Origin of the sequence: Alcaligenes sp. MMA, from assembly GCF_020907215.1 — a bacterium.
Taxonomy (GTDB): domain Bacteria; phylum Pseudomonadota; class Gammaproteobacteria; order Burkholderiales; family Burkholderiaceae_B; genus Alcaligenes; species Alcaligenes aquatilis.
Genome location: NZ_JAJJPP010000001.1, coordinates 1,408,351 through 1,434,693 on the forward strand (window position 1 = coordinate 1,408,351; position 26,343 = coordinate 1,434,693).

General features: G+C 51.8%; 25 protein-coding genes. 4 read left to right on the top strand and 21 right to left on the bottom strand.

Annotation, left to right across the window (positions count from 1 at the left end; genetic code table 11):
- Positions 1 to 303: 303 nt before the first annotated feature.
- From LNA76_RS06455 to metE, 3 genes are all read right to left on the bottom strand, one after another.
- A complete protein-coding gene (locus LNA76_RS06455; protein WP_108728699.1) occupies positions 304 to 1,332 on the bottom strand; it encodes a methionine synthase in 1,029 nt (342 codons plus the stop codon).
- Between the two features lie 29 nt (positions 1,333 to 1,361).
- Complete coding sequence (locus tag LNA76_RS06460) at positions 1,362 to 2,339, bottom strand: DUF1852 domain-containing protein (RefSeq protein ID WP_230018516.1); 978 nt, start codon at positions 2,337 to 2,339, stop codon at positions 1,362 to 1,364.
- A 238-nt stretch (positions 2,340 to 2,577) separates the two neighbouring features.
- Positions 2,578 to 4,869, bottom strand: coding sequence for a 5-methyltetrahydropteroyltriglutamate--homocysteine S-methyltransferase (gene metE, locus LNA76_RS06465; protein WP_230018518.1), 2,292 nt, complete (start codon positions 4,867 to 4,869; stop codon positions 2,578 to 2,580).
- Between the two features lie 111 nt (positions 4,870 to 4,980).
- Between metE and LNA76_RS06470 the strand changes: the two genes are divergently transcribed.
- A complete protein-coding gene (locus LNA76_RS06470) occupies positions 4,981 to 5,895 on the top strand; it encodes a LysR family transcriptional regulator (RefSeq protein WP_108727343.1) in 915 nt (304 codons plus the stop codon).
- Between the two features lie 252 nt (positions 5,896 to 6,147).
- Here LNA76_RS06470 and LNA76_RS06475 read toward each other — a convergent pair whose 3' ends face one another.
- A complete protein-coding gene (locus LNA76_RS06475) occupies positions 6,148 to 7,113 on the bottom strand; it encodes an alpha/beta hydrolase family protein (protein ID WP_230018519.1) in 966 nt (321 codons plus the stop codon).
- Between the two features lie 329 nt (positions 7,114 to 7,442).
- Here LNA76_RS06475 and LNA76_RS06480 point away from each other — a divergent pair, with 329 nt between their 5' ends.
- A complete protein-coding gene (locus tag LNA76_RS06480) occupies positions 7,443 to 7,712 on the top strand; it encodes a hypothetical protein (RefSeq protein WP_199827883.1) in 270 nt (89 codons plus the stop codon).
- 94 nt (positions 7,713 to 7,806) lie between these two features.
- On the opposite strand, the gene LNA76_RS06485 is transcribed toward LNA76_RS06480, so the two are convergent.
- From LNA76_RS06485 to LNA76_RS06500, 4 genes are all read right to left on the bottom strand, one after another.
- Positions 7,807 to 9,690, bottom strand: coding sequence for a hypothetical protein (locus LNA76_RS06485; protein ID WP_230018521.1), 1,884 nt, complete (start codon positions 9,688 to 9,690; stop codon positions 7,807 to 7,809).
- A gap of 69 nt (positions 9,691 to 9,759) precedes the next feature.
- Positions 9,760 to 10,800 carry an RES family NAD+ phosphorylase gene (locus tag LNA76_RS06490; protein ID WP_230018523.1) on the bottom strand — a complete coding sequence of 347 codons (1,041 nt, stop codon included), beginning with the start codon at positions 10,798 to 10,800 and terminating at the stop codon, positions 9,760 to 9,762.
- 5 nt (positions 10,801 to 10,805) lie between these two features.
- Positions 10,806 to 11,741: a sce7725 family protein gene (locus LNA76_RS06495; RefSeq protein ID WP_230018525.1), complete on the bottom strand. Its 936-nt coding sequence runs from the start codon at positions 11,739 to 11,741 to the stop codon at positions 10,806 to 10,808.
- Between the two features lie 7 nt (positions 11,742 to 11,748).
- On the bottom strand, positions 11,749 to 12,639 hold the full coding sequence (locus LNA76_RS06500) for a sce7726 family protein (RefSeq protein ID WP_230018527.1): 891 nt from the start codon (positions 12,637 to 12,639) through the stop codon (positions 11,749 to 11,751).
- Positions 12,640 to 13,006: 367 nt separating this feature from the next.
- Here LNA76_RS06500 and LNA76_RS06505 point away from each other — a divergent pair, with 367 nt between their 5' ends.
- The gene (locus LNA76_RS06505) at positions 13,007 to 13,198 is read left to right on the top strand and encodes a hypothetical protein (protein ID WP_230018529.1); all 192 of its coding nucleotides are present in this window, start codon (positions 13,007 to 13,009) and stop codon (positions 13,196 to 13,198) included.
- A gap of 50 nt (positions 13,199 to 13,248) precedes the next feature.
- Here the strand turns inward: LNA76_RS06505 and traJ are convergent, their stop codons facing one another.
- The 10 genes from traJ to LNA76_RS06555 all read right to left on the bottom strand — a co-directional run bounded on the left by traJ (position 13,249) and on the right by LNA76_RS06555 (position 19,904).
- Entirely contained in the window at positions 13,249 to 13,623 is a 375-nt protein-coding gene (traJ, locus tag LNA76_RS06510) for a conjugal transfer transcriptional regulator TraJ (protein WP_230018531.1), read from the bottom strand.
- A gap of 11 nt (positions 13,624 to 13,634) precedes the next feature.
- On the bottom strand, positions 13,635 to 13,862 hold the full coding sequence (locus LNA76_RS06515; RefSeq protein WP_230018533.1) for a type I toxin-antitoxin system ptaRNA1 family toxin: 228 nt from the start codon (positions 13,860 to 13,862) through the stop codon (positions 13,635 to 13,637).
- Between the two features lie 72 nt (positions 13,863 to 13,934).
- Positions 13,935 to 14,189 carry a hypothetical protein gene (locus LNA76_RS06520; RefSeq protein ID WP_026949392.1) on the bottom strand — a complete coding sequence of 85 codons (255 nt, stop codon included), beginning with the start codon at positions 14,187 to 14,189 and terminating at the stop codon, positions 13,935 to 13,937.
- A gap of 20 nt (positions 14,190 to 14,209) precedes the next feature.
- Entirely contained in the window at positions 14,210 to 14,407 is a 198-nt protein-coding gene (locus tag LNA76_RS06525; protein WP_001076797.1) for a hypothetical protein, read from the bottom strand.
- Between the two features lie 55 nt (positions 14,408 to 14,462).
- The gene (gene trbL, locus LNA76_RS06530) at positions 14,463 to 15,758 is read right to left on the bottom strand and encodes a P-type conjugative transfer protein TrbL (RefSeq protein WP_230018535.1); all 1,296 of its coding nucleotides are present in this window, start codon (positions 15,756 to 15,758) and stop codon (positions 14,463 to 14,465) included.
- Between the two features lie 2 nt (positions 15,759 to 15,760).
- Complete coding sequence (locus LNA76_RS06535) at positions 15,761 to 15,958, bottom strand: hypothetical protein (protein ID WP_230018537.1); 198 nt, start codon at positions 15,956 to 15,958, stop codon at positions 15,761 to 15,763.
- Positions 15,959 to 15,960: 2 nt separating this feature from the next.
- Positions 15,961 to 16,737, bottom strand: coding sequence for a P-type conjugative transfer protein TrbJ (gene trbJ, locus LNA76_RS06540; RefSeq protein ID WP_144726640.1), 777 nt, complete (start codon positions 16,735 to 16,737; stop codon positions 15,961 to 15,963).
- Between the two features lie 1,149 nt (positions 16,738 to 17,886).
- Positions 17,887 to 18,795 (bottom strand): replication protein C, IncQ-type, encoded by a 909-nt coding sequence (gene repC / locus LNA76_RS06545; protein ID WP_230018539.1) that lies wholly within the window; start codon positions 18,793 to 18,795, stop codon positions 17,887 to 17,889.
- The gene (locus LNA76_RS06550; protein ID WP_230018540.1) at positions 18,785 to 19,669 is read right to left on the bottom strand and encodes a helicase RepA family protein; all 885 of its coding nucleotides are present in this window, start codon (positions 19,667 to 19,669) and stop codon (positions 18,785 to 18,787) included. The genes repC and LNA76_RS06550 overlap by 11 nt, the downstream gene beginning before the upstream one ends.
- 4 nt (positions 19,670 to 19,673) lie before the next feature.
- Positions 19,674 to 19,904 carry a helix-turn-helix transcriptional regulator gene (locus LNA76_RS06555; protein ID WP_419177620.1) on the bottom strand — a complete coding sequence of 77 codons (231 nt, stop codon included), beginning with the start codon at positions 19,902 to 19,904 and terminating at the stop codon, positions 19,674 to 19,676.
- An 86-nt stretch (positions 19,905 to 19,990) separates the two neighbouring features.
- On the opposite strand from LNA76_RS06555, the gene LNA76_RS06560 reads away from it, so the two are divergent.
- The gene (locus LNA76_RS06560; RefSeq protein WP_230018542.1) at positions 19,991 to 20,971 is read left to right on the top strand and encodes a LuxR family transcriptional regulator; all 981 of its coding nucleotides are present in this window, start codon (positions 19,991 to 19,993) and stop codon (positions 20,969 to 20,971) included.
- Between the two features lie 141 nt (positions 20,972 to 21,112).
- On the opposite strand, the gene LNA76_RS06565 is transcribed toward LNA76_RS06560, so the two are convergent.
- From LNA76_RS06565 to guaA, 3 genes are all read right to left on the bottom strand, one after another.
- Positions 21,113 to 23,086, bottom strand: coding sequence for a tetratricopeptide repeat protein (locus tag LNA76_RS06565; RefSeq protein WP_230018544.1), 1,974 nt, complete (start codon positions 23,084 to 23,086; stop codon positions 21,113 to 21,115).
- A 101-nt stretch (positions 23,087 to 23,187) separates the two neighbouring features.
- Positions 23,188 to 24,396, bottom strand: coding sequence for a tyrosine-type recombinase/integrase (locus LNA76_RS06570; RefSeq protein ID WP_230018546.1), 1,209 nt, complete (start codon positions 24,394 to 24,396; stop codon positions 23,188 to 23,190).
- Positions 24,397 to 24,704: 308 nt separating this feature from the next.
- The gene (gene guaA, locus LNA76_RS06575; protein WP_094198327.1) at positions 24,705 to 26,291 is read right to left on the bottom strand and encodes a glutamine-hydrolyzing GMP synthase; all 1,587 of its coding nucleotides are present in this window, start codon (positions 26,289 to 26,291) and stop codon (positions 24,705 to 24,707) included.
- Positions 26,292 to 26,343: the final 52 nt, after the last annotated feature.

Genomic DNA, 26,343 nt, shown 5'->3' on the forward strand with positions numbered 1-26,343 from the left:
AGGGCCTAGGGCCTAGGGTTTGGCGTTTGGGCAGTGGAGTTACGCATTGCTCTGCCCTTTCCCCCGTCTGTCCTCCTTTTATGCCCGACCCGCCTTAACACCAGGAGCACTGAAGAAACAAACCCAAGGCCCCCAGCAGACCTCCGAAACACGCTGCATTATGCTGCCAAGGCCGGCGCACATGGAAGGATCAACACAATCAGTCGCCCCAATAAAACTGCCCCCAGTCACAGCGATGGCAAAGCCATCAATACTGTTTGCTGGGGGCAGTCTGAACGAGCTAGCGTGCAGGCATCAAGCCTATCAGGCCGACAGTTCCTTACGAACGATTTCAGCACCGGCGCTCAGGGCGTGCAACTTGCCGCGAGCCACGGCACGTGGCAAAGGTGCCATACCGCAGTTGGTGCAGGGGTACAGCTTGTCCGCGTCTACAAACTTCAGCGCCTTGCGCAGTGTATTGGCCACTTCGTCAGCGGTTTCGATCACGTTGGTGGCTACGTCAATGGCGCCAACCATCACTTTCTTGCCACGGATCAGTTCGATCAAATCCATAGGAACGTGGGAGTTCTGGCATTCCAGGGAAATGATGTCGATCTTGGATTGCTGCAGCTTCGGGAAGGACTCTTCGTACTGACGCCATTCCGAACCCAGCGTCTTTTTCCAGTCCGTGTTGGCCTTGATGCCATAGCCGTAACAGATGTGCACAGCGGTTTCGCACTTCAGACCTTCAATGGCTCGTTCCAGAGTCGCAATACCCCAGTCGTTCACTTCGTCAAAAAACACGTTGAAAGCGGGCTCGTCAAACTGGATGATATCCACGCCTGCGGCCTCCAGCTCTTTGGCTTCCTGGTTCAGGATCTTGGCAAATTCCCAAGCCAGTTTTTCACGGCTCTTGTAGTGGTTGTCGTACAGCGTATCGATCATGGTCATGGGGCCAGGCAGCGCCCATTTGATCGGCTGCGAGGTTTGCTGACGCAAGAATTTGGCATCATCCACAAACACGGATTTGGGACGAGTCACGGCACCCACAACGGTTGGCACGCTGGCATCGTAACGGTCACGAATACGCACAGTCTCGCGCTTTTCGAAGTCCACACCTTCCAGATGTTCGATGAAGGTGGTGACGAAGTGCTGGCGGGTTTGTTCGCCGTCGCTAATCAGGTCGATACCGGCGTGCAATTGTTCTTGTAAAGACAAGCGCAATGCATCTTTCTTGCCTTCGACCAGGTCCTCACCGTCCAGTCTCCAGGGCGACCACAGCTTCTCGGGTTCAGCAAGCCAGGAGGGTTTGGGCAAACTGCCAGCGGTGGAGGTGGGTAGCAATTTTTTCATAATTAAATAACCTTGTTGTTTTTGATGAATCAAAGCGCGTAACTGGCTGCCCATTGATCAAGAATCACTTTGTATGGCTTGATAAAACTTTCTTCGGTAAACCGGCCCTGTTCAACCGCCAGACGGCTACGTTCTTCGCGATCGTAGACAATTTGCGTGATCGAGTGATCGGAATTTTTCAGGCTGGGCTGATAGCGCATTCCTGCGGCCGAGTTGGCATTGTAAATCTCGGGGCGATAGATTTTCTGAAATGTTTCCATCGTGCTGATGGTACTGATCAATTCCAGATTCGTGTAGTCACTGAGCAAATCACCACGGAAGTAAAAGGCAAAGGGCGCAACGCTATTTGGGGGCATGAAATAGCGAACCTGCAGGCCCATTTTTGCGAAGTACTCATCCGTAGGCGAAAACTCATTTTGCTGATACTCAATGCCCAATACCGGATGTTGGTTCCCTGTGCGGTGGTAGACTTTGCTGCTGGACACGCTCAGGCAAATCACGGGGGACTTGTTGAAGTTTTCTTGGTACAGCGCAGAATTCACGAAAGACTTAAACAGTTTGCCGTGCAAATCACCAAAGCCTTCCGGGGCGCTGAAGCCATTTTTGTTCTTGTTGTGCTCCTGCAGAACCACGCTGAAGTCGTAGTCACGCACATACGAAGAGAAGTTATTGCCGACAATCCCGTCGATACGCTTGTTTTCTTTGTGATCGACGATATTGGTTTTCAGGATTTCAATGGTAGGGAAAGTGGAACCATTACCTTCAACATCAATATCAACAGAGACAATATCCAGTTCGACCGAATAACGATCGCTATTAGGATTGTCCCAATGCGCCAGATTGTTGAAGCGATTGTTAATCATCGCCAGGGTATTGCGCAAATTTTGCTGACGGCTTTCACCACGGGCCAGGTTGGCAAAGTTGGTGGTGATGCGTGTGTTATTGGATGGACGGTAGTTTTCATCAAAACGAATGCTCTTGATGCTAAACGCGAATTCTTTATTCATTTTTTATGTATGCCCTGATTTCTGATTTCAATCTCGAATTTATTTTTAGTTAATACGTTGATGTATAAAAATAAATTCATCTTATTTATGTATGCCTTGCGCTGATTGTCTGGCCGACTGCTGGGGCCACACTGTTTGCCCTCTTCTTCCTGGTAAAACCAGAAAACAGTGTTGAATCGCCTCCAAAAAAAGTCCCGGCTTTGGCCGGGACTCACCGCCAAAACGGTTCCCGACTCAATCAGGCACTTGCCCGCAAGACTTTGGCTGCCGCCACCATATTGGTCAAAGCCGGAATCACCTCAGCCCATTGACGCGTCTTCAGGCCGCAGTCGGGGTTCACCCACAGACGCTCTGCCGGCACGCGCTCGGCGGCTTTCTTCATCAAATTCACAATGTGCTGCTCGGTCGGAATATTGGGCGAGTGAATGTCGTACACGCCGGGGCCAATCTCGTTGGGGTACTGGAAATTCTCGAAGGCTTCCAGCAACTCCATGTCCGAACGGCTGGTTTCAATGGTGATCACGTCCGCATCCATATCCGCGATGGAGGAAATGATGTCGTTGAATTCCGAGTAGCACATGTGTGTATGGATTTGCGTCTCGTCACCCACGCCGTTGGCGGCGATGCGAAAGCTCTCCACCGCCCAGTCCAAGTAGCTTTGCCATTGCGATTTACGCAGTGGCAAGCCTTCACGCAAGGCAGCTTCGTCGATCTGGATCACATGCACACCGGCCTTTTCCAGATCCAGCACTTCTTCGCGAATGGCCAGCGCCAGTTGCAGGCAAGAAGCCGAACGAGGCTGATCATCACGCACAAAGGACCAATTCAAAATCGTCACGGGGCCGGTCAACATGCCCTTCATGGGTTTTTGAGTCAGCGACTGGGCGTAGGTAATCCATTCCACCGTCATAGCCTGAGGGCGGCTGATGTCACCAAACAGGATGGGTGGTTTCACGCAGCGCGAGCCGTAGGACTGCACCCAAGCAAACTGAGTGAATGCGTAACCGTCCAGTTGCTCACCAAAGTATTCGACCATGTCGTTGCGCTCGGCTTCGCCATGTACCAACACGTCCAGACCCAGTTTTTCCTGCTCACGCACGCTGCGCTCAATCTCGGCACGCATGGCGGCCTGGTAGCTGTTCTCGTCCAGACGACCCGCCTTGAACTCACTACGAGCACGACGGATTTCTACTGTTTGCGGGAAAGAACCAATCGTGGTGGTGGGGAATGCAGGCAACTTCAAGAACTCAGCTTGCTTGGAAGCACGCTGTGCGTAAGCACTCTTGCGCTTGCCCAGCTCGGCCGAAATGCGAGCCACCGCCGCCTTCACTGCAGGATTGTTCACTCGAGGCGAGTTGCGACGGGCCGTCAACGCGGCCAGGTTCTCGGCCAGCTCCTCCTTGACAGCCTCACGGCCTTGGCTCAAGGCTTTGCCCAATACGCGCAATTCGTCCAGCTTTTGCAAAGCAAAGGCCAACCAGGACTTCACATCGGCATCCAACTGTTGTTCGCTGTCCAGATCAACTGGCACATGCAACAGCGAGCAGGAAGGAGCAATCCACAGACGATCGCCCAATTGCTTGGCGATAGGCTCAACCCAGTCCAGTACGGCGGTCAAATCTGTTTTCCAGATATTGCGACCATTGATCACGCCCAGAGACAAGACTTTCTCGTCACCCAAAAGCTTAAGCAATGCCTCCACGCCATCACGATCGTTGATGGCATCCACATGCAGACCGGCAACAGGCAAGCTGGCGGCCAAAGCAGCATTTTCCAGCAGCTGACCAAAGTACGTCGCTACCAGCAACTTCACGTCAGCAGACTTCAACTGCTGATAAGCGGTCTTGAACGCTTGCTGCCAATCGGCATCCAGCTCGGTAACCAGAATAGGCTCATCAATCTGCACCCACTCCACGCCTGCTTTGGCCAGCGTATCCAGTAATTGGACATACACAGGCAACAAGCGATCCAGCAGGGCCAGCTTGTTGGATTCATCCTTAGCCTTGCCCAGTGCCAGATAGGTCACGGGGCCAATGATCACAGGCTTGGCGTTCACGCCTTGCGCCTTGGCTTGCGCCAGTTGCTCCAGCAGATGCGAGGCATCCAGCTTGAACTGGGTATCAGCCGTAAATTCAGGGACGATGTAGTGATAGTTGGTGTCGAACCATTTGGTCATTTCACCAGCAGCCACACCACCGCAGCAGGCGCCGTGATCTTCCAGACCTTTGGCCGATCGACCCCGTGCTACGCGGAAGTAGTTATCCAGCTCGTCACCCTGAAAGCCCTGAACACGCTCAGGCAAGTTGCCCAGCAAGAAGCTGGCATCGAGCACCTGATCGTAAAAAGAGAAATCGCCCACGGGCACCAGATCCAGACCGGCCTGATTCTCCCAATGACGCTGGCGCAGTTGGGCACCCAGAGCCTTGAGTTCGTCACGCGAAGACTCGCCCTTCCAGTAGGACTCCAAGGCGAACTTCAGTTCCCGTTTGGCGCCAATGCGCGGAAAGCCAAGATTATGAATCGTCGTCATGTGATGCTCTCAATAGGCCAGTGGATTAAAGAATGACTTGCATTGTAGGAAGCCCAATCAATGAAGTAAAATGGTCTTATCTCACCAATCCATGAATATCATTCACGTATCATGTTAGAGCGCATCCATCTGGCCGTCGTCCAGCAAGTTGACAAGCAAGGCTCCCTGACCGCCGCCGCCGGCGTGCTGCACGTTACCCAATCCGCCCTTAGCCACACCATGCGAAAACTGGAGCAGCAACTGGGCACCGAAATCTGGCGCCGCGAAGGCCGTAACCTGCAATTGACGCAAGCTGGGCAGTATCTGCTGGCCGTTGCCAACCGCGTCCTGCCCCAGTTGGATCTGGCCGAAGAACGCCTGGGCCAGTTCGCCCAAGGCGAGCGAGGATCACTGCGTATCGGCATGGAGTGCCACCCCTGCTATCAATGGCTGCTGAAGATCGTCTCGCCGTATCTCAGCGCCTGGCCAGACGTGGATGTGGATGTGAAGCAGAAATTCCAGTTCGGGGGAATTGGCGCGCTGTTTGGCTATGAAATTGATCTGCTGGTCACCCCAGACCCGCTCTATAAACCCGGTTTGAAATTTGAGCCCGTGTTCGACTACGAGCAGGTACTGGTGGTCAATAAAGACCATGCCCTGGCGAACGTGGACTATGCCAAGCCCAAGGACCTGGACCGGGAGGTGCTGATCTCCTATCCGGTGGACATAGACAGGCTAGACATCTACAACCAGTTTCTGCTGCCCGCCGGCATCGCCCCCCGACGCCACAAAGCGATTGAGACAACAGACATCATGATGCAGATGGTAGCCAGTGGACGGGGGGTCGCAGCCCTACCCCGATGGTTGGTGCAGGAGTATGCAGAGAAACTGGATGTGGTGCCGGTAAAGCTGGGCAAGCACGGCATCGCCAAGCAAATTTTCCTGGGAATGAGGGAAACGGAAGCAGTGATTGATTATCTGCAGGCGTTTATGGATCTGGCTCGGGGGGCTGGGCCGGACGGCGTGCCAAGCAGTCCTAACGCCTAAACTCAGGCAGTCAACGCTAAGGCACAAGATGGTCAGCCAATGAGCGGGGTGGCCTCGTTACAAGCCCTCGGCGGGATAATCCGATTGTCAGCGTCCAGGATATTAGGTTTCGTTTGGCAAGATTGAGGGCCTGACGTTGCCAAAGAACAATAGCGATCTGTCAGCTTGCTAGGATGAGGCATTCCGTGTCCTGCACACCCATTAACATGAAACCATCATTGCCGTTTTCAACGATCGTATGCGCCAACACAATCAGGGAACTGGCTTTTCATCGTTAGCGAGATTCTTGCGAAAGAAAGCAAGCACTGTGCTGTTGAGTTCCGTATGGAAGACCTGACGGTCAAACCCAGGGGGATCTAAACAAATTTCGGGGGCCCGCTTCGCCATTTCGGGAGGGCACGGCGCTAAGAAAGCAAAATGTTCGGCAGCAGCCACGGTATGAAACTCGACTCTCTCTGACAATGCGTGAGCGATGGCAGCAACGCTTTCGGGCGTTACGCCATCACCACCCTGCTCAGAGCGCCAGAGTTGCACGGGCACCTTCACATTTTTGAAACTCTCAACCGTGAAAAAATCGCTGAGCGGATCAGCGACCACGGCAGCCTTGATGCGCGGATCATGGGTAAGTGTCAGCAATTCCCCTTGTTTCGCCTGCTCGCAGGCCGGGTTGTCTTTGTGTTTGCATAACAACTCACCAAGTGGATTGGCACCGATGCTAACCAACCCGGTGTAGCCGCCACGTGAAAACCCAAAAAAACCGACACGCTGGGCATCAAGCTTGGACGCATCGGGCCATGAGTCAAGCATGAAGTCAATCAAACGCCTGATATCAGTTGGCCTTTCGATCAACACAGACAGGTCTCCGTAACGCCTTGGATTCAGTGCGTTGTCACCATGATTAATGGCGGCAACGACAAAACCAGCATTCGCCAAGGTCTCGGCGATGCCCCGATGACCAAGGAACGTGCCACCCCAACCGTGCGAGATCACCACGAGCGGAAGATGGCGACCGACGACTGGGCAATCCTTGGCAACGGACATGACGTAAGGCCCAATCTTTACCTCCTCCAAGGGCTGCGAACATGGATACCAGACAGCACCTTTTAGTGCAGGACTATCCGATTCGGCCGGAATTTCAATACGATGAAAGCCAGCCGCATGGGCAAAGATCGTCGTAAAGCTCAAAGCAGCAGCAAGAACAAGTTTTAGAGGATGCATTTATGTATTTTATTCTGAATCCTTAACGCAAAGCTGGACTTCGATTTTTACCTATTTGCTCATGGTGCAGGCTGTTCACAGGCAGTTAAATAGTTTCACTCTGTCTGAACGCAGCTCACCCCGCGACCATAGGAGCCTATACCCGGCCCACCTCGCTACGCAAAGCTCTTGGCATGGATCGCAGACCTCGATGTCGCACTACCCTATTACCATTTCCGACGCCAAACAGCCCGCCATTGGCATTGGGTGACAGAAACCCAAAGGAGGCCTTTCTTTGGCGAAAGTGACGCACAACAGTTCCTGAAGGGTAAGAACACGCCGAGTCAGAAATGCAGACAAGTGCTCACACCGAGCTGCCCACCGCCTGGGCGCCTTCGCGTAGCAATGAAATTGATAAGCAGCCAAAAGAAAAGACAGGCAAGACGGGGAGCTGCTTGAAAACAGAGAAACAGCAACACTTATGTTTGAAACTGACTCACTCTGCCGAGCAGCACCATTCCAAAAACAAAAAAGCCCGCAATTACGCGGGCTTAGCAGCACTTTCATGCCATGTGGTGCCTGGCTATGCCAGACGTGGGATCATTCCCACTCTATTATAAACAACAAAAATAAATCAATTAATAACAACAAGTTAATAAAAAATATGGCACAGATACCATAAAAAATACCATCTTAAGGCTTGCATCAAAACAATCAAATAATTTTTGGAACGCCGTTGAGTATAGCTATTTCAGCTATCTTCCATTCATGAGCGTCAGCACCTAACCCAACAGGGTATCTCCTAGACATCGGCTCATCACCGATATATATGTCGCAATATAGCGACACATCATTCATGCAACCTGTTCTGGAATAATTGTTTGCGATCAGCACATACCGACTATAGTACCAATCGCTTATTTCAATGCACTCCTGATCAGGGCCACTCATCGCATCTTTATCAAGCCGAGCGAACGGACGCACTTCCAACGCTCCTTTGTTCCGGTAGTCTACGGCATCTACCACTTGGCCATTAGAGTCGATCGCACGCAGCATAAGGTCTATATCTTCTAAGCTGTGATTCCACACAAGCTGGATCCTACCCGCCAAAGGATTCCGACTATTCACCAAGCAAGTAGTTTCCTTTGGAACAGGTAACGCAAAAGTAGGAAAAAGAGCACTTCGAATAGCTTTACTTATCACCTGCGTTTCAGTTTCTTGCAGTGGTGTGGCTCTTCCGATGAACTGGCTTTGCGCCCGCAGCTCGGGAGCTAGGGACTGCATGAGTTTTGGCTCGTTTATCTCACCATGGTTTACAACGTGAACCACCGAATTTGGACAACTTCGAGCATAGTCAGCTGCAGCTGAGGTGAAGTTAGAGGTGTTACCTCTCAAATAGTGCTTACACTCAAGCACATAAGCCGTCTGCTTATTTACTGATTGAGAGATATCGACCTGAAGCACACGGAAATCAGGCTGTATTCCTCTTTTACGTTTCGAGCTACTACCCACCAATGCGGATCTTAGCTCTGCCCAAACGTCAAACTGCTTGTTATCCCAGTTGAATGAAGCTAAACGGCTACCGCCAAACTCAAATGACAACACTCCCTCAACAGGATGATAGTGCATGTCTGGAACTACTTGCTCCACTACTGCGAGCATTCTAGTACCGACCCACACCGAGTAAAGCTCATGCCTATATCGCCAAACAGGGAGTTTCAGAACGTCGAGCAGCTCCTCCACGGTCTGCTCCACCCAGTTCTCCCCCCACTCAACTTCGGTTAGCACTCCAGATATACGATCCGTCGCATCCTTTGAGGATAGCTGCCCGGAGTTAACTTGATCCGAAACACTCTTAACTCCATCTAAGACGCTCTCATCCCAATAATCGGTAGCAGCAACCGCCTGCCTAAAGAGCTCTCCGTTTTCATTTATGGCACGAGCTGCATCAAAAACCTCGCTGCGGGTTTCACCAAGGCTACAGCAGAGGTTTCTAAAACCGGACACAAGCTGAGCCACGCGGTCTAACTGCCTATCAAGCTCCTCACAACCAGTTGGGGCTATCACAGGGATGGGAGGGAAGCCACAAGGCCGATTATCACAGCGAAGGCGGCCACCTAGTAACGAGCAAAAAACTTCATCGATACGCCACATCAAATCATGATCGGGCAGCTTTGGTCTCTTCTGCAGAACGCGCCTCGTCAGTAGCTCAATGTCCCTAAACTGCTCCAGTGTCATACGAAGAGAGCTAGGTACTTTTTCAAACTTAAATTCTACGCTCAGCTGACTAGACGCTTGCTTAGCATCAGCTTTAATTAGGACATCCAAGATGTCCTGCATCATACGAGCAAAGCCTTCTTGGCTTTTCAAAACCTTGGCTAACAGTAACTCTGTACTTATTTGAGGGTTAGACGAAGCAGCATCTATCGCCAACCAGGCGCCCAAAGACTTGGCGGATTTAGGCACGCCCAAAGCGGTTCGAAGTGAGTCTTCGATATCAGAATCTCTGCCCTTGCGCCCACTCTTCAGCCTTACCTCTAAGCCCGCTTTCGAGCAAAGACTACTCCATAATTCGGCAGCAGAACTAATTATCGCCATGTTAAAACGTTCCCTGTTTTTACTTCTTGAAACGGCGTTTCATAGACGCCAGCCACCAATTCACAGTGGTTAATTGACACTCATCTGGGCAGCGCCGACTGCAACCGAAACCTTTGTCACATTGTAGAGAGTCACATCCCCACCTTCTGCTAACTCGGGATTGAACAGTGCGAGATTGATACCATCGCTGACTGAACTACGATAGACAACGCCATCAAACCCCTTCTTTTTAATGAACTCGCATAGGTACTGACTCGGTATATAGTCGATAGCCGCTCCCGCTGGTTGAACAGGTCTCGTTAACTCCTCCCCCAAGCGCTCCAAGAAAGGTAAGTCAGCACGCAACTGTCCAATATCGCTAGCGTCAGGCAAGATAAAAGGCGATACGAGCTTACGTGGGTTGCGCAAGTCCACTGCCTTTATCTCCTCAGGTACAGTAAAACCAGCGACGCAAGCAACCTCCCCGGTATGAGGTCTGATCTCAGCCACAGCCGTATCAGGCAGAGAACCCAGATAAAGATAGGGGATTCCAGCAGGGTTGGCCCTACCATTGGATGAGCGTCGCCTCGGCGGTGCGCCCATTTTCTCGATCGAAAAGCCCTCATCATCTGTTCGAATTCGTGCTCGATACCACTGACTGGGTAATGGCCTTGCTATCAGCATGTCGAGCAGCTGTTTGAGGCGATCCTGATCAATGGCAACATCTAGAAACCAGCGATTCCCGTACATCATCTCATCGCGTAGTTTGTCCCACTGAGCTAGGCCTTCACTGATATAGCTTGCAGACGGAGCGAAACTACGCCGAACTATTTCACCGTCATTGAGAATCTCGCCAAGCAATTCCTTAGCATGAGCAATATCCATCCTCTGATGACTGAAAAGCTGCCAGTCTTCTTTCATCCACTCGACCAGGGACTTCCCGCCCTCACTCGGCTCGTACACATTAACCAGAAGCTCGAAATAGTCCATGAGCTTGCTGGGCTCAACGAGCTGTGTATTAGCTGTACCACAAAAATCACAGGTGCCATGGCTTGGGTCGAGTGACGGGAAAAGCTGATCTCGTAAGCTACGATCGTCAAAGCATTCCGGGCAACAGAAACGTTTTGGCATCAAAGTCACCCAAGATAATCGGCAAGCGTTTCAATGTGATGCTTCATCGAGAGCTTTTTGACATAGCCTAGCCCTGGAAAATGGCCTTTAGCATGGAGATCCCTGAATTCGTTGATAGCTGCAGTTTCGAGAATATTAGAGGTGCCGCTATCAAGTTTCGCGATGAGCTTATCCAACGCCTGGCCAAACTTACCAGCAGGATCGCTCGGCGTATCCTTCGTATCCGATACGAAGTGATAGACGTACATGACATCGTCCTTATCTGGATCGATAAAGGTCAGATGTATAGCGACGGCATAGGCTGGACCTCCGCCCTCACTGTAGGCATCACCAACCATAAGAAAATCGCCAAAACCCGCCATCCCGAGATCTCCGTATGTAACATGAAGATCTGAAAACTCTTCCAGCTCCGGGTAATCCGCATTGCGTTGCCTCTTAAAGCCGTCGCGGATGAGAATGCGTGTGCTTTGATCGAAATGCCGACGGTAAAGCAGCTTGGCATGATCTTCGACAAAAACGTTAGTAAGGCTGGACATGTCATCCTCCAATGCGACTGCCAGCGACTTGGGGACGTTGAACCCCGCATGGACTAGCACTGGATCATGATCGGCGTGTTGGCTATAGCAATCCATTACTTCGTCGACTGTCATCTCATTACGCAGCAAGATTCCAGCGCGTATATTGTCAGCGTCACGAAATTCTTCTTGGAGAAGAGCTGTAATGCCAGCACCATCTTCCTGGTGATCACCGTGATAAGGGTTCACGATAACAATTGCATGTCCGCCAGCGGCATGTACCGCACTCAAGGTCCTCTTGAGCCCGCCTAACGACTCTCTTACGGGCTCAATCACAGGAATAAAGTTATTTTCGGCAAGCAGCCCCGCCATATCGCGGATAGTTAGTAGTTCGAATTGCTTCCCGCGAAAATAGGGATAGTACATACGTCAATCACCTCCATGTCATGGCCGCGCATAGCGGAGTCTCAATAGCTTCTAATAGCCTTGAACGATCAGACTGTCGAACTGATACTGACAGGGCAGCCGCCTGTAAAGACTTGGGCAAACTATCGATATAGTCACCCAGAGGTGAAAGATCGCGAGTCCGCTTGAGTGTTCGTACAAGCTCTACATGCAATGCAGCCGGGTCGAGGGTGGCGAAAAGCTCACGCACCGCAGCGTGTCTCTGCGTATTAGGAAGCTCTGGCACCGTGACCCCCATCGCCGTCAAAATTTCAATACTTTCTGCCATACGCAACGATTCAAAAACAGTGACCGGACAGATTCGCTCAGGGCAATCGGCTGCTTCACGCACTGTGGTAATCTGGTAACGCTTTGAAAGGCACATAACCCCCACATCCTCTGGGACCTTTTCCAGTACGCCTTCGATATGTCCTTCGCTCGCGATTACATTCACTTTGGCGAAAACGCGCTTATAATTTTCCACTTGGTTAGCAAGTCGCGCTAGCGAATCCCGCTCCGACTTGATTTCATAGACGGTCGCCGTGCCATTCAAAATGACAACATCGGCCTTACTACTCCCGGTTCGAAACTCATTGAGCATTGAGGCCGTGCGGAGCGAGTGGGTTCCCATTAACACTTTCTGACTGATTGCCGCTCGATAGATGTATTCGTCACGGTGCCCCTCGACCTTCAAAATCTCAAACGCAGAGTCGAAGATGTCACCAACAGTCGAGCGCGGACTTGCACACATAAGCAGACCGGTCTGCTCAAGCAGCCGACAGAACAAGCCGGATCGACCTTTCTTCGCCATTTCACGGAAAACGGCAGCAGAGAAAAGCCGAGTCAAAGCCGACAGTTGTGCTGAGCTGTATTTATTCATATCCTCACTTGAACTACTATCGGATCCACAGAGACTATCCGGTTCAGGCGATACCGCCTTCGACAACAAAATAACCGCACACGTGCAGCGCCTTTCGCGCCCTACTCCAATCTCTGAGCGGGTTGCAATCAACGCCTCAGTCATGCTCCTAGTTACACACTGCCTAGCCAGAACTCTGAACATCGATCGATGTCACTGGCGTATGCGTTGATTCACTGAAAAAATCAGAGCATTTAAAGCTTCGCAGGATGCTAACACCGCTTGGTAGCTTTTGCGATCCAAAAGAGGTTCCCTCGAAAATGTCCGAAAAGCCAACACTTCATAGACATTATAGAGAGAATATCGCGTTCGAACGGAGGTGAGGCGCATGGGCAAGAAGAAGTCCACAGAATCAGAGAGTGGCTCAAAACAAGCCTTGCCAGTCGAAGCTGACATCACCAGCAAAGTCATTCGGAAACTGACGGACCAGGAGATATTAGAGCTTCGCCAGGATATGGAAGAGTCATCTGCCTGGGCAAAAGCAGAGCTAGCCCGCCGGCGGCAACATCGACGGAAATAATCAATGAGATGCCAACTCAAGCTTTCACCCAATGTTCGGTTTTGATCTTTTTATAGATCAGACCTTGGCATAACAACCTTGGTCATGATGTTACCCATTTCCTCCTGCGTCGCCTCAATCTTGCTTAGAACAGCAAGGATTGTAGACTGGCCGAACTGGGCAGTTCGCACGTCATCGGTAGGCCATAGCTTCAGCAGACCACCCAAGCGGCCAAGGTCGCCGTTGATTCGAGCCAACTCCCGTACCTGCTCACAATCGACCACACCCTTGATCTTGTAGCCCTGGCCAACCTCACGCAGATAACGCGCAGCGCTCATGCCTGCTCGCTTTGCTTGCACCTCGATATGCTCCTTTTCCTCGGGTAAGCAGTACACCTTGATAGGCGTACTGCTCTTCCTCGTTATTCGTTTTGCCTTATCGTTCATCACCTTTTGCCTTACCTCCTTGTTACCTGGCGGATAGTGTCCAACGCCTCCTGGAAGTCCTCCGGCGTCGCTCGGCCAGTTTCAGCCTGGTAGTACAGGATCGTGAACATATTGGCGACCGCCTCCGCGACTGGCAAAACCTGTCGGGCGGTTTCCTGGTCGATGAACTCCAGGGCGGCCAGCTTGGTCGCAGCCTGATGAATTGCTTGCTGAACTTCGATATTATGTGTGGTTGTCATGTGTCACCTCTCTGTCAGGTGGTATGTGGAAATGCGGGCCGGTGCACCATCACTGGCCCGTGTGCTTTCTAACTACTTGCGTCGGCCAAACGGCCAGCGTCTCATTTTGTCGATTTGATCGACCGATCTCGTCATGTCCTTGTAAGCACGCCCAGCCAACCTGTTTTGGAATACCTCCATTTTGTCGGCAATGGCTTTCATCTTCGGGCCGTGTCCGGTGTTGTGCAGCCACTGCCCCAAAAAATAGAAGGCCAGCATCACAATGAACATCACTGCGAAGAAACCAAATACCTCCGCAAGGTTTTGAGGTGGAAAGCTAAACTCCATAATCAGTAATCCTTATCTAGTTAGGCCATGCGACCTTTTTTAACAAAACTGGCAACCTCTTCGTTGCGCTCCTGCTGGCGTTCCTGGGCATACGAAACGTAGTCCTCAACGTCGAAGGTGTGCTTTTCCGGGTCGCGCTCTTGCCATTCTGCGTGTGCTTGGCGGGCTTCTTCCTGGTCCTCACTGGATAGGCCATCAAAGCCGCCGGTTTGATTCATCCAGCCATTGCCGCCACCGCCTAAGCTATCGTTGTCAAATGCAGGGGGAGCGTCGTCAGTCGCCCTCCTTGTCGCCGTCATCCCCGTCATCTTTCGTACTGTTTCGGATCGAGCTGGCTAAACGACCTCCAGCGGTGCGGCCAATTCGATCCCCGGCCATATCACTCATTCCCTTCATCAAATTCGCACCGGTATCCGCTGCAATACGACCCGCTTTTACGGCGCTGCCTTTAAAGCCGCCGCCAGAGGATTCGCCACCGCTAGAAGATTGGCCGGAAGCTTGGGAAAAGGAGCCTGCTTCATCAGAACCGCCGCCACCGCTAAATGCTCCGCCCAGGCTCGACATAACGTCAGTATTGTTCGCTACGTTCTCACCTGCTTTTGCAAATGCAGCCTGAATAGCAGACGCACCGCCGGCGGTAGCCATTGCTGCACCGTCAGCCATACCACCAGTGGCAACAGCCGCTCCGGCCATCGCTCCGGCACTGATACTGCCAGCACCTGCCGCCGCGCCACCTCCAGGAACCAGGCCGGCGACCACATTGGGAACCGAGTGAATGAGCATCACGAGAACCAGTGAAACGACAAAGATCACCAGCAGTTCACGCATAGGGGCATCATTGGATAGATCGGCATAGAAACCGTCCATGATCGACATGGCAATGCCAATGAGCAACATCATTGGCATCAACTTCAAAGCAACGCCCAATACGCTTTTGAAGTAGTTGATTGCTATATCTGAAGTCCAACGCGAACCACCAAACCCCAGCACGAAGACACCGGCATAGATCAATATCCAAGCCGTCACCAAGGCCAACAACACATTGGCTGCCACTACCGCCATACAGGCCAAAATTGCCAGAGTGATTAAGAAGATAGACAAGTTATCTATCGGGCTTGTGATGCTGTAGGACTTACCAGCTTTCACAATAATGTCGAACGCAATACTAATAGGCTCTGACGGGGTTAGGTCTCTCGGAAGGCCACCGGCTTGAGCACCGATCGTTCTCAACGAGTCGATGATTGACGTCGCAAAGTCTGGGCCGTTTCTGAGCAACCAGAGAAAGAAACCAAACGTCAGGATGAAGCGCACGAACTCGGCAAAGAACTCCCTTATATCCGCTTGTTTAAGGATTAAGGTCCCGCCAGTCCAAACAAGGGATATAGTGCCCAACGTCCAGAACAGCCAGGCGGCATAGTTTGTAATTACCGTGCCCCAAGTAGCACTGGCCGTCATGAAACGCACGGCCACTTCATCCAAGACACCATTAGGCTCAATGGCCGCTGACGCAGTTTGCGAAGTCAGTAAAACTGCCAGGAGCATCACAAGTCGAATGAATATCTTGCTCATGATTAGAACCCCTTGTTCTTGGAGCGATCAGTGGGTTTGCCCATATCCCAAAGACAGTTCCCTTCTTCCCTCTGCTCTTTCGTCAGGTTCGGGTTATCACAGTTGATCGTTGCAGGCTTTGGCCCATCATCTTCACCGCATCCCACCAGAACGAAAGAGGCCAACGCGCTAACGATAAAAACTCGGGTGATATTCTTCATGATTAAAACCCCCTGTTTTCTGAGCGGTCAGTTGGCTCGCCCATATCGAACAACCTTTCACGGGATGCTTGATACTGAGCTTCGCGGTCAGCATCCGCCTGCATTTGCGTGCCAACGGCGTTTTGCTGAGCAATCAACAGGCTACGGATTTGCAGGAGCTGGTTGGCCTGGTTACTGGCGAGCTGGTTGGCGTACCCGATGGCCGCCAGTTGGCCGTCCGCGCCCTGGGCGGCAGATTGCAGCCGCTGGAGCTGTCGGGCGTCAGCCTGCAAGTTGTCTTGCTGCTGCTCCAGCCCCTTAAACAGCGCATCGTTGGCCTTCTTCTGCGATTCGGATGCCAGGCGACGGTTCTCAGCCATCGCGGCCCGTTCGGCATCGCTGCACCCCGCCGACGAGAAACAAGGCGAGCTGCGGTAATAGGCCACGTCCTGGAACTTGCCCAAGTAGGCATCGAGGCTGCCAAGCTGATTTTGGTAATAGGCGAGTGTGTTGGTAGCCTGGTTCAGATCGTTGATGGTGCGTTGCGCCTGGTCCCAAATATGGGCCGCCGGTGCCATCGTGTTTTGCAGTTGGTTTTCGTACTGCTGGAGTTGGGTTTGGTATTCCTGAATCTGCTTGAGTGTCTGCGCTACGGCTTCCATCGCAGACATGATGTTCTGCGATAGGTTGGTGCCATCAACTACTGGAATACCGGCGTAAACGGGCTGCAAGGTGCAAGTCGTCATAGCGACAGCCAGAGCAATTTTAGCGGCTAAATTTTTTCTTTTAACTTTTTGCATACGTTGATCTCCATTACCAATGAATGCTTTATCGTGCCTTTCAATGCATAACGTATAAGCTCAATAATTGGACATAAAAGTTGACATGGGGATATTTATGCCAATAACTCCTACGGCGGTAGCCGGTAGCCTCGCAGAGCAGGATTCCCCGTTGAGCGCCCCGGCACGAATAAGGGAAAGTGAAGATAGTTAATTGGCTCCGCCGATTAGCTAACTTCACCTATCCTGCCCGCCATTCATCGTTGTTTACGCCAAGGAAAGTGTTGCTGCGAAAATCTGTTTTTTTGTGCAAACCATATAAAATCGCTTGTTCACCTTTTTGCTAGAACAGAAGCACAAAATAAAAGCGCAATATCAGGCAATTACTACGCTAACGCGGTGGATTACACAGCAAACAAACACAGGAATACACAGCTTTACCAATTCAGGAGGGATAGTGCCCCTCAAGTGTCAATGAAACTTACGAGTGCTAGCAACACATCGAATGTAAATCGCTGTATCTCATGGGTTTTCAAACCCACTAGACACTCTCGCGGGCCTTTTCTTTGACGGTTTTCAGATTGGTATCGGTTGGGTCATACGGTCAGGAAGGATCGCTATCAGCACACTGTGCGTGTCGAGCCGCTAGCGCCCAACTTCGGACAGCTTTTCGGCACAACGTCAGTGCGGATAGGAAATGTAGTGTTGTAGTATGTTGTATAGTGCTACTACAACCTACAAACCGCATACATCTTCAGCCGACTACCGCCTTGAGTGGCTATTCATCTTGATGTATGGAATAAGGCCTTCTGAGCCGCCCAGAGAGGCGCTCAGGCATCGCCATACGGCAACCCCCTAGCAGGCCTCAGAACGACGTTCCTGGGGCTTATGAGGCGGCTTTGGTCGTCCTTCGGACGGATTGAACGCCAAGAAAAGGTGATAGTCCTTGGCGAGGAAGCAGAATCAGCCACCCTCTTGGCGTTAAAACATCGGCCGGAGGCCGATAGAATTGGCAAGGCATGAACGCGCCATTAAGGCGCGGGCTATGCCGCGCATGGTGGATATTCTTTGGAATATCTTGGATCGATTTCCAAAACAGACCGGAAAGCCTTGTCCTGCAAGGGTTTTCGCGATTGGAGCGGATACCGTTATGCCGGGGATGGGATACTGTTATGCCGGGGGACGGGTGCTATTATGCCGGGGGTGGGTGCTGTCACGCCGGGGGGTGGCATAGTTAGTCCCTGGCCGCCTAATCTCCCATTTCCCCTTAGCGTATTCATGTACAGTCCAGCCCACAGAAATAAGTTCAGTTAACGCTTTCCGGGCCGTCTGACAGCGCTTTTTCAAGGTGTTGGAGTTCTTCGTTTCGTCCGGCCAGACGTAGTTGCAAAGGGTAGCCAGTTCTACGCGTCCAGATTTACCGGCATCAATCCAGCCCGATAATCGCTGATGCATTAATCGAGCAGGATCGGTCTGTAGCGCCCGAACCTCCGTCATGTCGAGGCGAGTATGTGGACGCTCTCCCATTACAGCCTCTGCTAATCGAGGGTTCAGGCTGACAAACAGCTTACCTTCCCGGTCGTCGCTGACGTAATCGGACAGGATACGGAACCCCTGACGCTGCCCGTTACGTTCCACAATGACCGATACTGCCCATAGTCGCTCGATGCTATCGCGGATAGTTTTGAACTGGCTGCCTCCATCGTCGGCATATCCAAGTTCCCGAGCCAGTTGTCGGAAGCTGCCCTTAGCAACCATCGCGTCCTTCTCAACCGCGTCCCACTTGAGGTCTAGCAAGAGGCGCAATTGCTGCCCAACCTCTGATTCGGTTTCGTTTCGCAGCACAATCCCGCGCCCCCCATCACCAGAAATTGCGGCCATAGCCACAAGCCCTTGTAGGATACGAAGATCATCAACCCCCAGAGGCTCAGGTCCCCAGAAACGGATAGAATCGTCGCCATGGGTATAGGTTACGTCCAGCTTAAGCCGTTTCCGCTCTCCACGCTTCAGGCTACGGAACAAGCCAGGAGCTAGGCAGTGAGCTGGATCATGTCGAACATGGGTAAGATCAAAGCTCATCGCGCGATCTTCCCTTAGATTTCTTGAATGGCAGAACTCCATTGGCTACACGCTGCTTCTCCAAAACGGCAGGTTTCAGCACTCCGCCCTCGTGACGCCTATACCACTGGTCAGAGATAGGAGCAGAGTGATTAAGCTTAGGGAAGGACCATCGCACAAAATGACGGCGACATTCTTCGTCTACTCCCCATGTTTCTGCTTCTGCCGCCCCCATGCCAATTAAATTCGCTTGAAAGCGGACGTTATCCGTAAGCACAGAACTGCCTCGACTAGCCTGCTGAGCGTCACCACCGCTAAACGCACCGGCTTTGTTTGTATGGTGCAGGAATAAAACGCTAGTTCTATTTACGCTGCAAAGTTGTTCCATGTAGTCCAACACCCCTTTCATATGGCCTCCATCATTTTCGTCCAACTTATGAAATCGGCGTAACGTGTCAATTACTACGAGGCGAGCACCTCGAGTGACGTTCTCAATCCAATTCCGCCACTCTCTACTCATCATATCGGCACTGAAACCAACCAGAGGAGCAACCGCTAAGTTGTTATACATGGCCTCACGTTGGCTGGTGTTAAGGTGTCGACCTATAGCGTGAAAACGCCCAGATAACACGTCTGCTGGGTCTTCTCCGGTTAAAAATACCACTGGACCGGTGACCAGCCGCCACGCACTGTCCATATCAGCTAAATTCAATAGATCAGCACCGGTAGCAACCGTTACGGCAACTTGTAGAGCAAGCATGGTTTTCCCTGTTCCACCAGGACTTACCAATGCTCCAACTGCTCCCGATTTGAAACCAGGAAATACAAAATCAAGGGGCTTCGGCTCGTTCTCAACAGCACTTCTTAAATCGAGCCATGGAATTTCGATAGCCATGCTGTTAGGCCCCCACAGTGTTGCCAGGTCGAGCAGCCTGAATTCCAGATGACTTGCGCTCTTCAATCCATTGCTCTACTTCCGACAAGTCCCACGCGACGTTTCTGCTGGTAAGTGCAATTCGGCGAGGGAACTCACCTCGCTTCTCCAAGTTGTAAATTGTCCGTGAGGAGAGCGGAATCATCTCTAAGAGCACTTTTCGATTGATCAGCGTCTTGTTTGCCATTGCTTGCATAGTTGTGCCTCCACTTACTTATGAAAGCTCTATGGTGCCCAGCAATGCCACTTGATTAAGCCTATAAATTGGCTAAAATGGTTGACATGAAAAATGAATCGAGCATCGTCATCTGGGAAGATTGCGCCCCGGTCGTCATAGAAGCTATCCAGCGGTTTGAAGAACGCTGGCATCCTTACTCTGCGTCCTCGAGACGCTACCCGATCGTGCGCTTGATAGAGGAAGTCATCGATCCTGCCCTAGCAACCTACATGGATACCCTTCCAGAAAGCTACGCTGGTTATGTTCCTGGAGCCGGTACTGGACTAGGATTCAGCGCGATCATTCGAATGGTAGGACTTAAGGCCATGGTGCGAATGCAGCGCCAGTTACTGCGCCAATTCATTAAGACCGTAGAACAGAAGACTACAACGGACGAGTACTTTATAGCGACTCTCGAATCCTTGACTGGGCTGGTTTGGGATTGTGCTTGCAAGCGCCCCAAAAGATCATCCTCTACGAACGGCGTCAACTTAAACGAACAACGTAAACACGATTTTTGTGAACTATGCGGAAACCAAACAGAGTTCGCAGCATTCATGACAACGGTGGCGGGTCAGCGTATCAATGACGTTGAGTTAGAGGATCGTAAGAAACTTGAGCTCAGTCACCAGTACTGCGAAGAGCATAGACCCAAGTTGGCGAATGGTGAGTGGAACCCTACTTATAGGCAGGCAAAACGCTCTCTAACGCAATTTAATATCGAACTCACACGACTGACCCATCAGTGTGCGAATAGGTCCAAGCCTCACGCCATGTCAGGCGATGAGTTGATTGACAGCTACTTCTTCCAATTAATGTTACGTCTAACTTTGCAGTCAGCAGACAAAGCAGAATTACGCAACCTTGCTCGCAGGATGGTGGACTCTAAACTATCGGACACCAAGAAAAAAATGCTGGTACTCAAGCGGTCAGGGTTCAGCCAGACTGAAATTGGAAAACGAATACTGAACGCCAAGCAGCAGCCCATGACTCGCCAAGCCGTGTCTAAAGCGCTGGCATCAGTTCGAAAGGAGTTCCTGTTATGAAGTCGGCTAAAACTCAGGGGAAATTTTAGCGGCTAAAATGCAGGGCTTGAAACCGGCCCCATCTCCATAACCGATTTATGACACCGATCTCCTAATGCTAAACAGGTAAACCAACCACATCAAATTCAGGTTTGCATACGGCTAGTCGGCATCCCGAGGAAAGAACTGCGGAAAATCGCGTTGAAGTTTGGCAGCAAGCTCATGGTCTGGAAAACGCTCAATCGCCGCGCTCCAAATTTCCAAAGCATCGACTATGCTCCCTCTATTCCAGTAGACACCACCCAGATTGAACATCGCCAAGTCGTATTCTGGATCAAGATTTAACGCTTTTTCATAGGATTTAATAGCTTGCTCTGATTGGCCAAGGTCACCGTACGCCACACCAAGCTGAAACCAGCTCATTGCATCGGGTTGGATATACTCTGCCTGCTCAAGTAGGATCGGCAAACTATCTTCAAATCTTCCTAGAAAGTTAAGAGCGGTCCCTAGACAATATCCGTAGTGCCCTCCTGCGAGATCGTAGGCCATCCGAAAACAGCGCTCCGCTTCTAGCCAGTTGCCCTCATCCTGAGCCCAGTGTCCAAGGCGATCCCACAAAAACGCGGCTTCTTCCGTATTATCAATGTGCTTAATATGCCTAACAAATTTATCCAGAAACTCCGTGTAGGTTTGGCCTATCTCTTGGCCTTCTGCCCGCAAATATAAGGTCGCCAATAACATCTCGCGACGGCCTCCGGATGTATCAGGATGAGCGTCTACATAGCGATGCCAGAACCCTTGCGCCTGACGCGCATTTCCAGCCGTAGCCCGACCAAAACTAGCTACTAGCCGTGCAAAAAACGGCCAAACCCATGGCTCGCGGTCGGCTTGCGTAAGAACATTGTTGATTTCACGGAACGCAGCACTTCCCTCACCCATGTTGAAAAGCACGTTAGCCCGCCACCCCGCAACTCCAGCTGCTTTAGCGTATATAGGATCTGTAAAGACGGCCTGATCCAGATGCTCAAGAGCGCTCTTCCACTCACCTTCACGCACGTAGAATTGGGCTAAGGCATAATGGGCTTCAGGAAGGAGAGGATTCATTCGCAAGGCTTCACGATAGTGCTTAACGGCTCGCGCCTCATCACCGAGCCGTTCAAAGCTCGTCCCGAGATTCTTATGGCCTTGGGATGCCAGACTTGACGAATTTGCGAATGCAGGTTCGAGCAACGCTGCCTTATAAGCCTCTGTGGCGTCATCCTCCCGGCCGAGCGCCGAGTAGGCATTACCGATTGTGTAATGCAGGCTACCCTGCTCGTAGCGCCCAGTACTAAGCTGCCTCTTAAAATGAATCACTGCTGCTTCGATCCGACTAGGGAACTGGCTTCTCTCAGACATGCCCAAGTTAATTTCTGACATATAAGCGCAACCCATAGCATCGTCTTCAGGTCCAAGCACGGCCATAAATCGGTCAAATACGGCACTAATTTCCTCATCAGCATCCTGATCATATAGGTGTTCCAAGAGTTGTCGAGCTGAGTCTGGATCATCAGGGACATGAACCTCCGGTACAGCCCGGCGAAGGAGACCAATCAAATCTCCTGGTGCTGCCCGTGACTGTTCGACGCGACGATTACGTGCCGCTCGAGTTGCAGAACGGGACAATTCGGCAAGTCGCCCCAACCGCTCTGTCGTCAGAGTTTCCGTAAAGCTAACTGTAAGTGTTTGCTGCTGGGTCCAGTTCTTCCCAGCATGCTCGTATTTACGGAGAACGGTCTCAGCAAGGCAGATGCACAGCGTCGCCGTTGGGACATGATAGGCAGCATAGAAGCTATGCGGATGCATCAGCAGGTAATTCAGGTTCGTGCGACTAATATCAACACTGAGAGAGCCATCCGCATTCAGTGCACGCTCGGTGCCCTTAAGCTGAACGTGAATCCTAATGTTGGTGGCTCTCCCATTCTCGACAATTTCGATCTCACAGTCTGTACCATAGTCCTTGCGGTCAGCACGCTGAAGGATGAAGCGACCACTCTCCGTTAGACATTTCTGAAATGCCGTCTCTGCCTTCTCCTCCGTGACATGATTGGAGGCACGCTTTGGAAGGTCGTCAAAGCATTCCATATCGCCAGCCATTTCTTTTTTTGTCCTCAATGATGTCAAAACCCAATACTGAAAATTGCCAATTCATTTCTTCAATATATTTTAAGCATATGCACGAGTATCTATGCGTTTAGCTAAATAGATTCGCAAGCATCTCCAGTAGTCCATTCATCAATCATATCAGCCCAGTCCTGCAACATAGCTGTACGCTGATCACGATACTCGGCTTTGTTATATATAGCCCTTACACCTTTTTGCTCATGTGCCAGGCATTTCTCTATCCAGTCGGTGTTGTAACCGGCTTCATGGAGCAAGGTACTGGCTGTTCGTCTCAGGTCGTGCGGGCCGAATTTGGCAAGCGGCAGCCCCTCTTTCTGAGCCAGCTTGTAAGTCATCGTCATCACCCGGTTTAGCGTGGCACTGCTCATGGGCACGTCAGAATCGTAACGCGACGGCAGAACATAATCCGATCCACCGGAGAACGTCTTCAAAGCGATGAGAATGTCCATGGCCTGCCTAGATAGAAACACCAAGTGAGGATTTCGCCGCTTCATCCGTTCTTTGGGGATCGTCCAGAGCGCTTCGCTGAAGTTGATCTCACTCCAGGTGGCATTGGTCAGCTCGCTTTTTCGCACCATCGTCAACAACAGCAGCTTGACCGCTGCCCGGATCGATGGAGATGTGCCAATACGCCCCATGTACTGGTACATGATCTTGATTTCTTCGGGCGTCAGAGTTCTATCCCGCGGCTCAAATCTGGCAATACTTGCTGGCCTAACCAGGTCTGCCGGGTTCTCAACCTTCTGGCCTCGCTCAGTCGCCCAGCGGTATACCTGGAGTACAATCTCGCGCGCATGAACCGCCGTAGCAGGCGCACCTCGCTCTACGATGGCGTCGGTTAGTGCTCGCAAGTCCTCGTGAGTGATTTCGGTCAGCTTCTGATTGCCGAATTTCGTTTCTAGCTCTCTCGTATAAACCGAGCGGCGCATATCACGGGTAGAGTCGGCCATCTGGTAGCCACGTAGCCACTTTTCCGCCCAGGCACCAAAGGTTTCAGCCCCTTTAACACGCGCCTTGTCGCGGGCCTTCTCCTTCGCTGGCGACTTTCCATCAGCGACCATCCTCTTGGCTTCACCAAGTCGCTCACGGGCTTCTGCGAGAGTGATACCCCCAACGCCGTAGCGGCCAAAGGTGATCGTCTCTTGCCTGCCATTGATCGAGTAGTTGTACCGGAATGAGATGGAACCGGCAGGGGTGACAGCCACATAGAGGCCATCCCGGTCATTCACCTTGTAGAGTTTATCCCTCGGTTTGAGGTTGCGTAGCTTGGTATCGGTCAGCAAGAGTCTTACCCTTCTTCGATTCTGATACCATGCTGAAAGATTACCCGAAAATCAGGCCATAAAATCAATAAAAACAGATAGTTAAATAATTTCGATACCATGAACACACAGGATCAAGCAGCATGGTATCGGCTATCACTCATGGCATCATGTCTCGATAATACCACCTTGGATACCACGCTCAAGCGGTGCTTCCCGCTGCCATCAGTTGCCAAATACTGCCAGACATAAAAACAAAAAAGCCCATGAAAACATGGGCTTAAGTGTCATTTAATGCCAGTTAGTACCAGCTAATGCCTAACGTGTGATCATTCCCACTCAATCGTTGCTGGCGGCTTGCTGCTTACGTCGTAGGTCACACGATTAATGCCGCGTACTTCGTTGATGATACGGCCAGAGGTACGCTTGAGCAGCGAGTATGGCAGTTCAGCCCAGTCAGCCGTCATGAAGTCGGTTGTCTGTACTGCGCGCATGGCAACAACGTATTCGTAGGTACGGGCGTCGCCCATCACGCCTACGCTTTTCACGGGCAGGAAAACAGTGAAGGCCTGAGAAGTCAGGTCGTACCAGTTCTTGCCGGTTTCTTGGTCGACGGTGTTGCGCAACTCTTCGATGAAGATGGCATCAGCTTGGCGCAGCAGGTCTGCATATTCGCGCTTGATTTCACCCAGGATACGGACGCCCAAGCCTGGACCGGGGAAGGGGTGACGGTAGACCATTGCGGGTGGCAGGCCCAGGGCTACGCCCAGTTTGCGCACTTCGTCTTTGAACAGTTCGCGCAGGGGCTCCAGCAACTTCAGGTTCAGCGTGTCTGGCAGGCCGCCCACGTTGTGGTGGGATTTGATGCCAGTGGCTTTACCGGATTTGGCAGCGGCAGATTCGATGACGTCCGGGTAGATTGTGCCTTGGGCCAACCAGCGGGCGTTGCTAAGTTTCGCGGCTTCTTCCTGGAAGATTTCCACAAATTCGCGGCCAATGATCTTGCGCTTGGCTTCTGGATCAGTAACACCGGCCAGTTTGCCCAGGAAGCGGTCGGAAGCGTCGATATGGATGATTTTCAAACCCATATTGTCGGCGAAGGTGCTCATGACTTGCTGGGCTTCGTTCAGACGCAGCAGGCCGTGATCCACGAATACGCAGGTCAGCTTGTCGCCGATAGCCTGGTGGATCAAAGCGGCAGCAACGGAGGAATCCACACCACCGGACAGGGCCAAGATAACTTCTTCGTCGCCAACTTGTTCACGAATATTGGCAATAGCCTCTTGCACGTAGTCCGGCATGTTCCAGTCGCCCACGCAACCGCAGATGTCGCGCACAAAGCGTTGGAACAAGGCAGCACCTTGGACGGTATGGGTGACTTCGGGGTGGAACTGGACAGCATAAAAGCCGCGATCTTCATCGGCCATACCGGCGATGGGGCAGGTGGGCGTGGAAGCCATCAGTTTGAAGCCAGGAGGCAGCGCAGTGACCTTGTCACCGTGGCTCATCCAGACTTTAAGCATGCCGTGGCCTTCTGCCGTGGTGAAATCCTGGATACCGTCCAGCAGCTTGGTGTGGCCGTGAGCGCGGACTTCGGCGTAACCGAATTCACGCTTGTCCGAGCCTTCCGTAACGCCACCCAGTTGGCGGGCCATGGCTTGCATGCCATAGCAAATGCCCAGAACGGGTACGCCGGCATTAAAAGCAGCAGCGGGCACTTGAAGGGCGTCTTCGGCGTAGACAGAAGCGTGGCTGCCCGACAGAATGATCCCTTTCAGGCCTTCTTGGGAACGGATGAATTCATCGCTGACATCACCGGGGTGAATTTCACAGTAAGCACCGGCTTCGCGTACACGACGCGCAATAAGCTGGGTGACCTGGGAGCCGTAATCAAGAATCAGAATTCGCTGGTGCATGAAAGTATCGAGCCAATAATAAAGCGGTAAAGGATCTATTTTACGCTGTGTA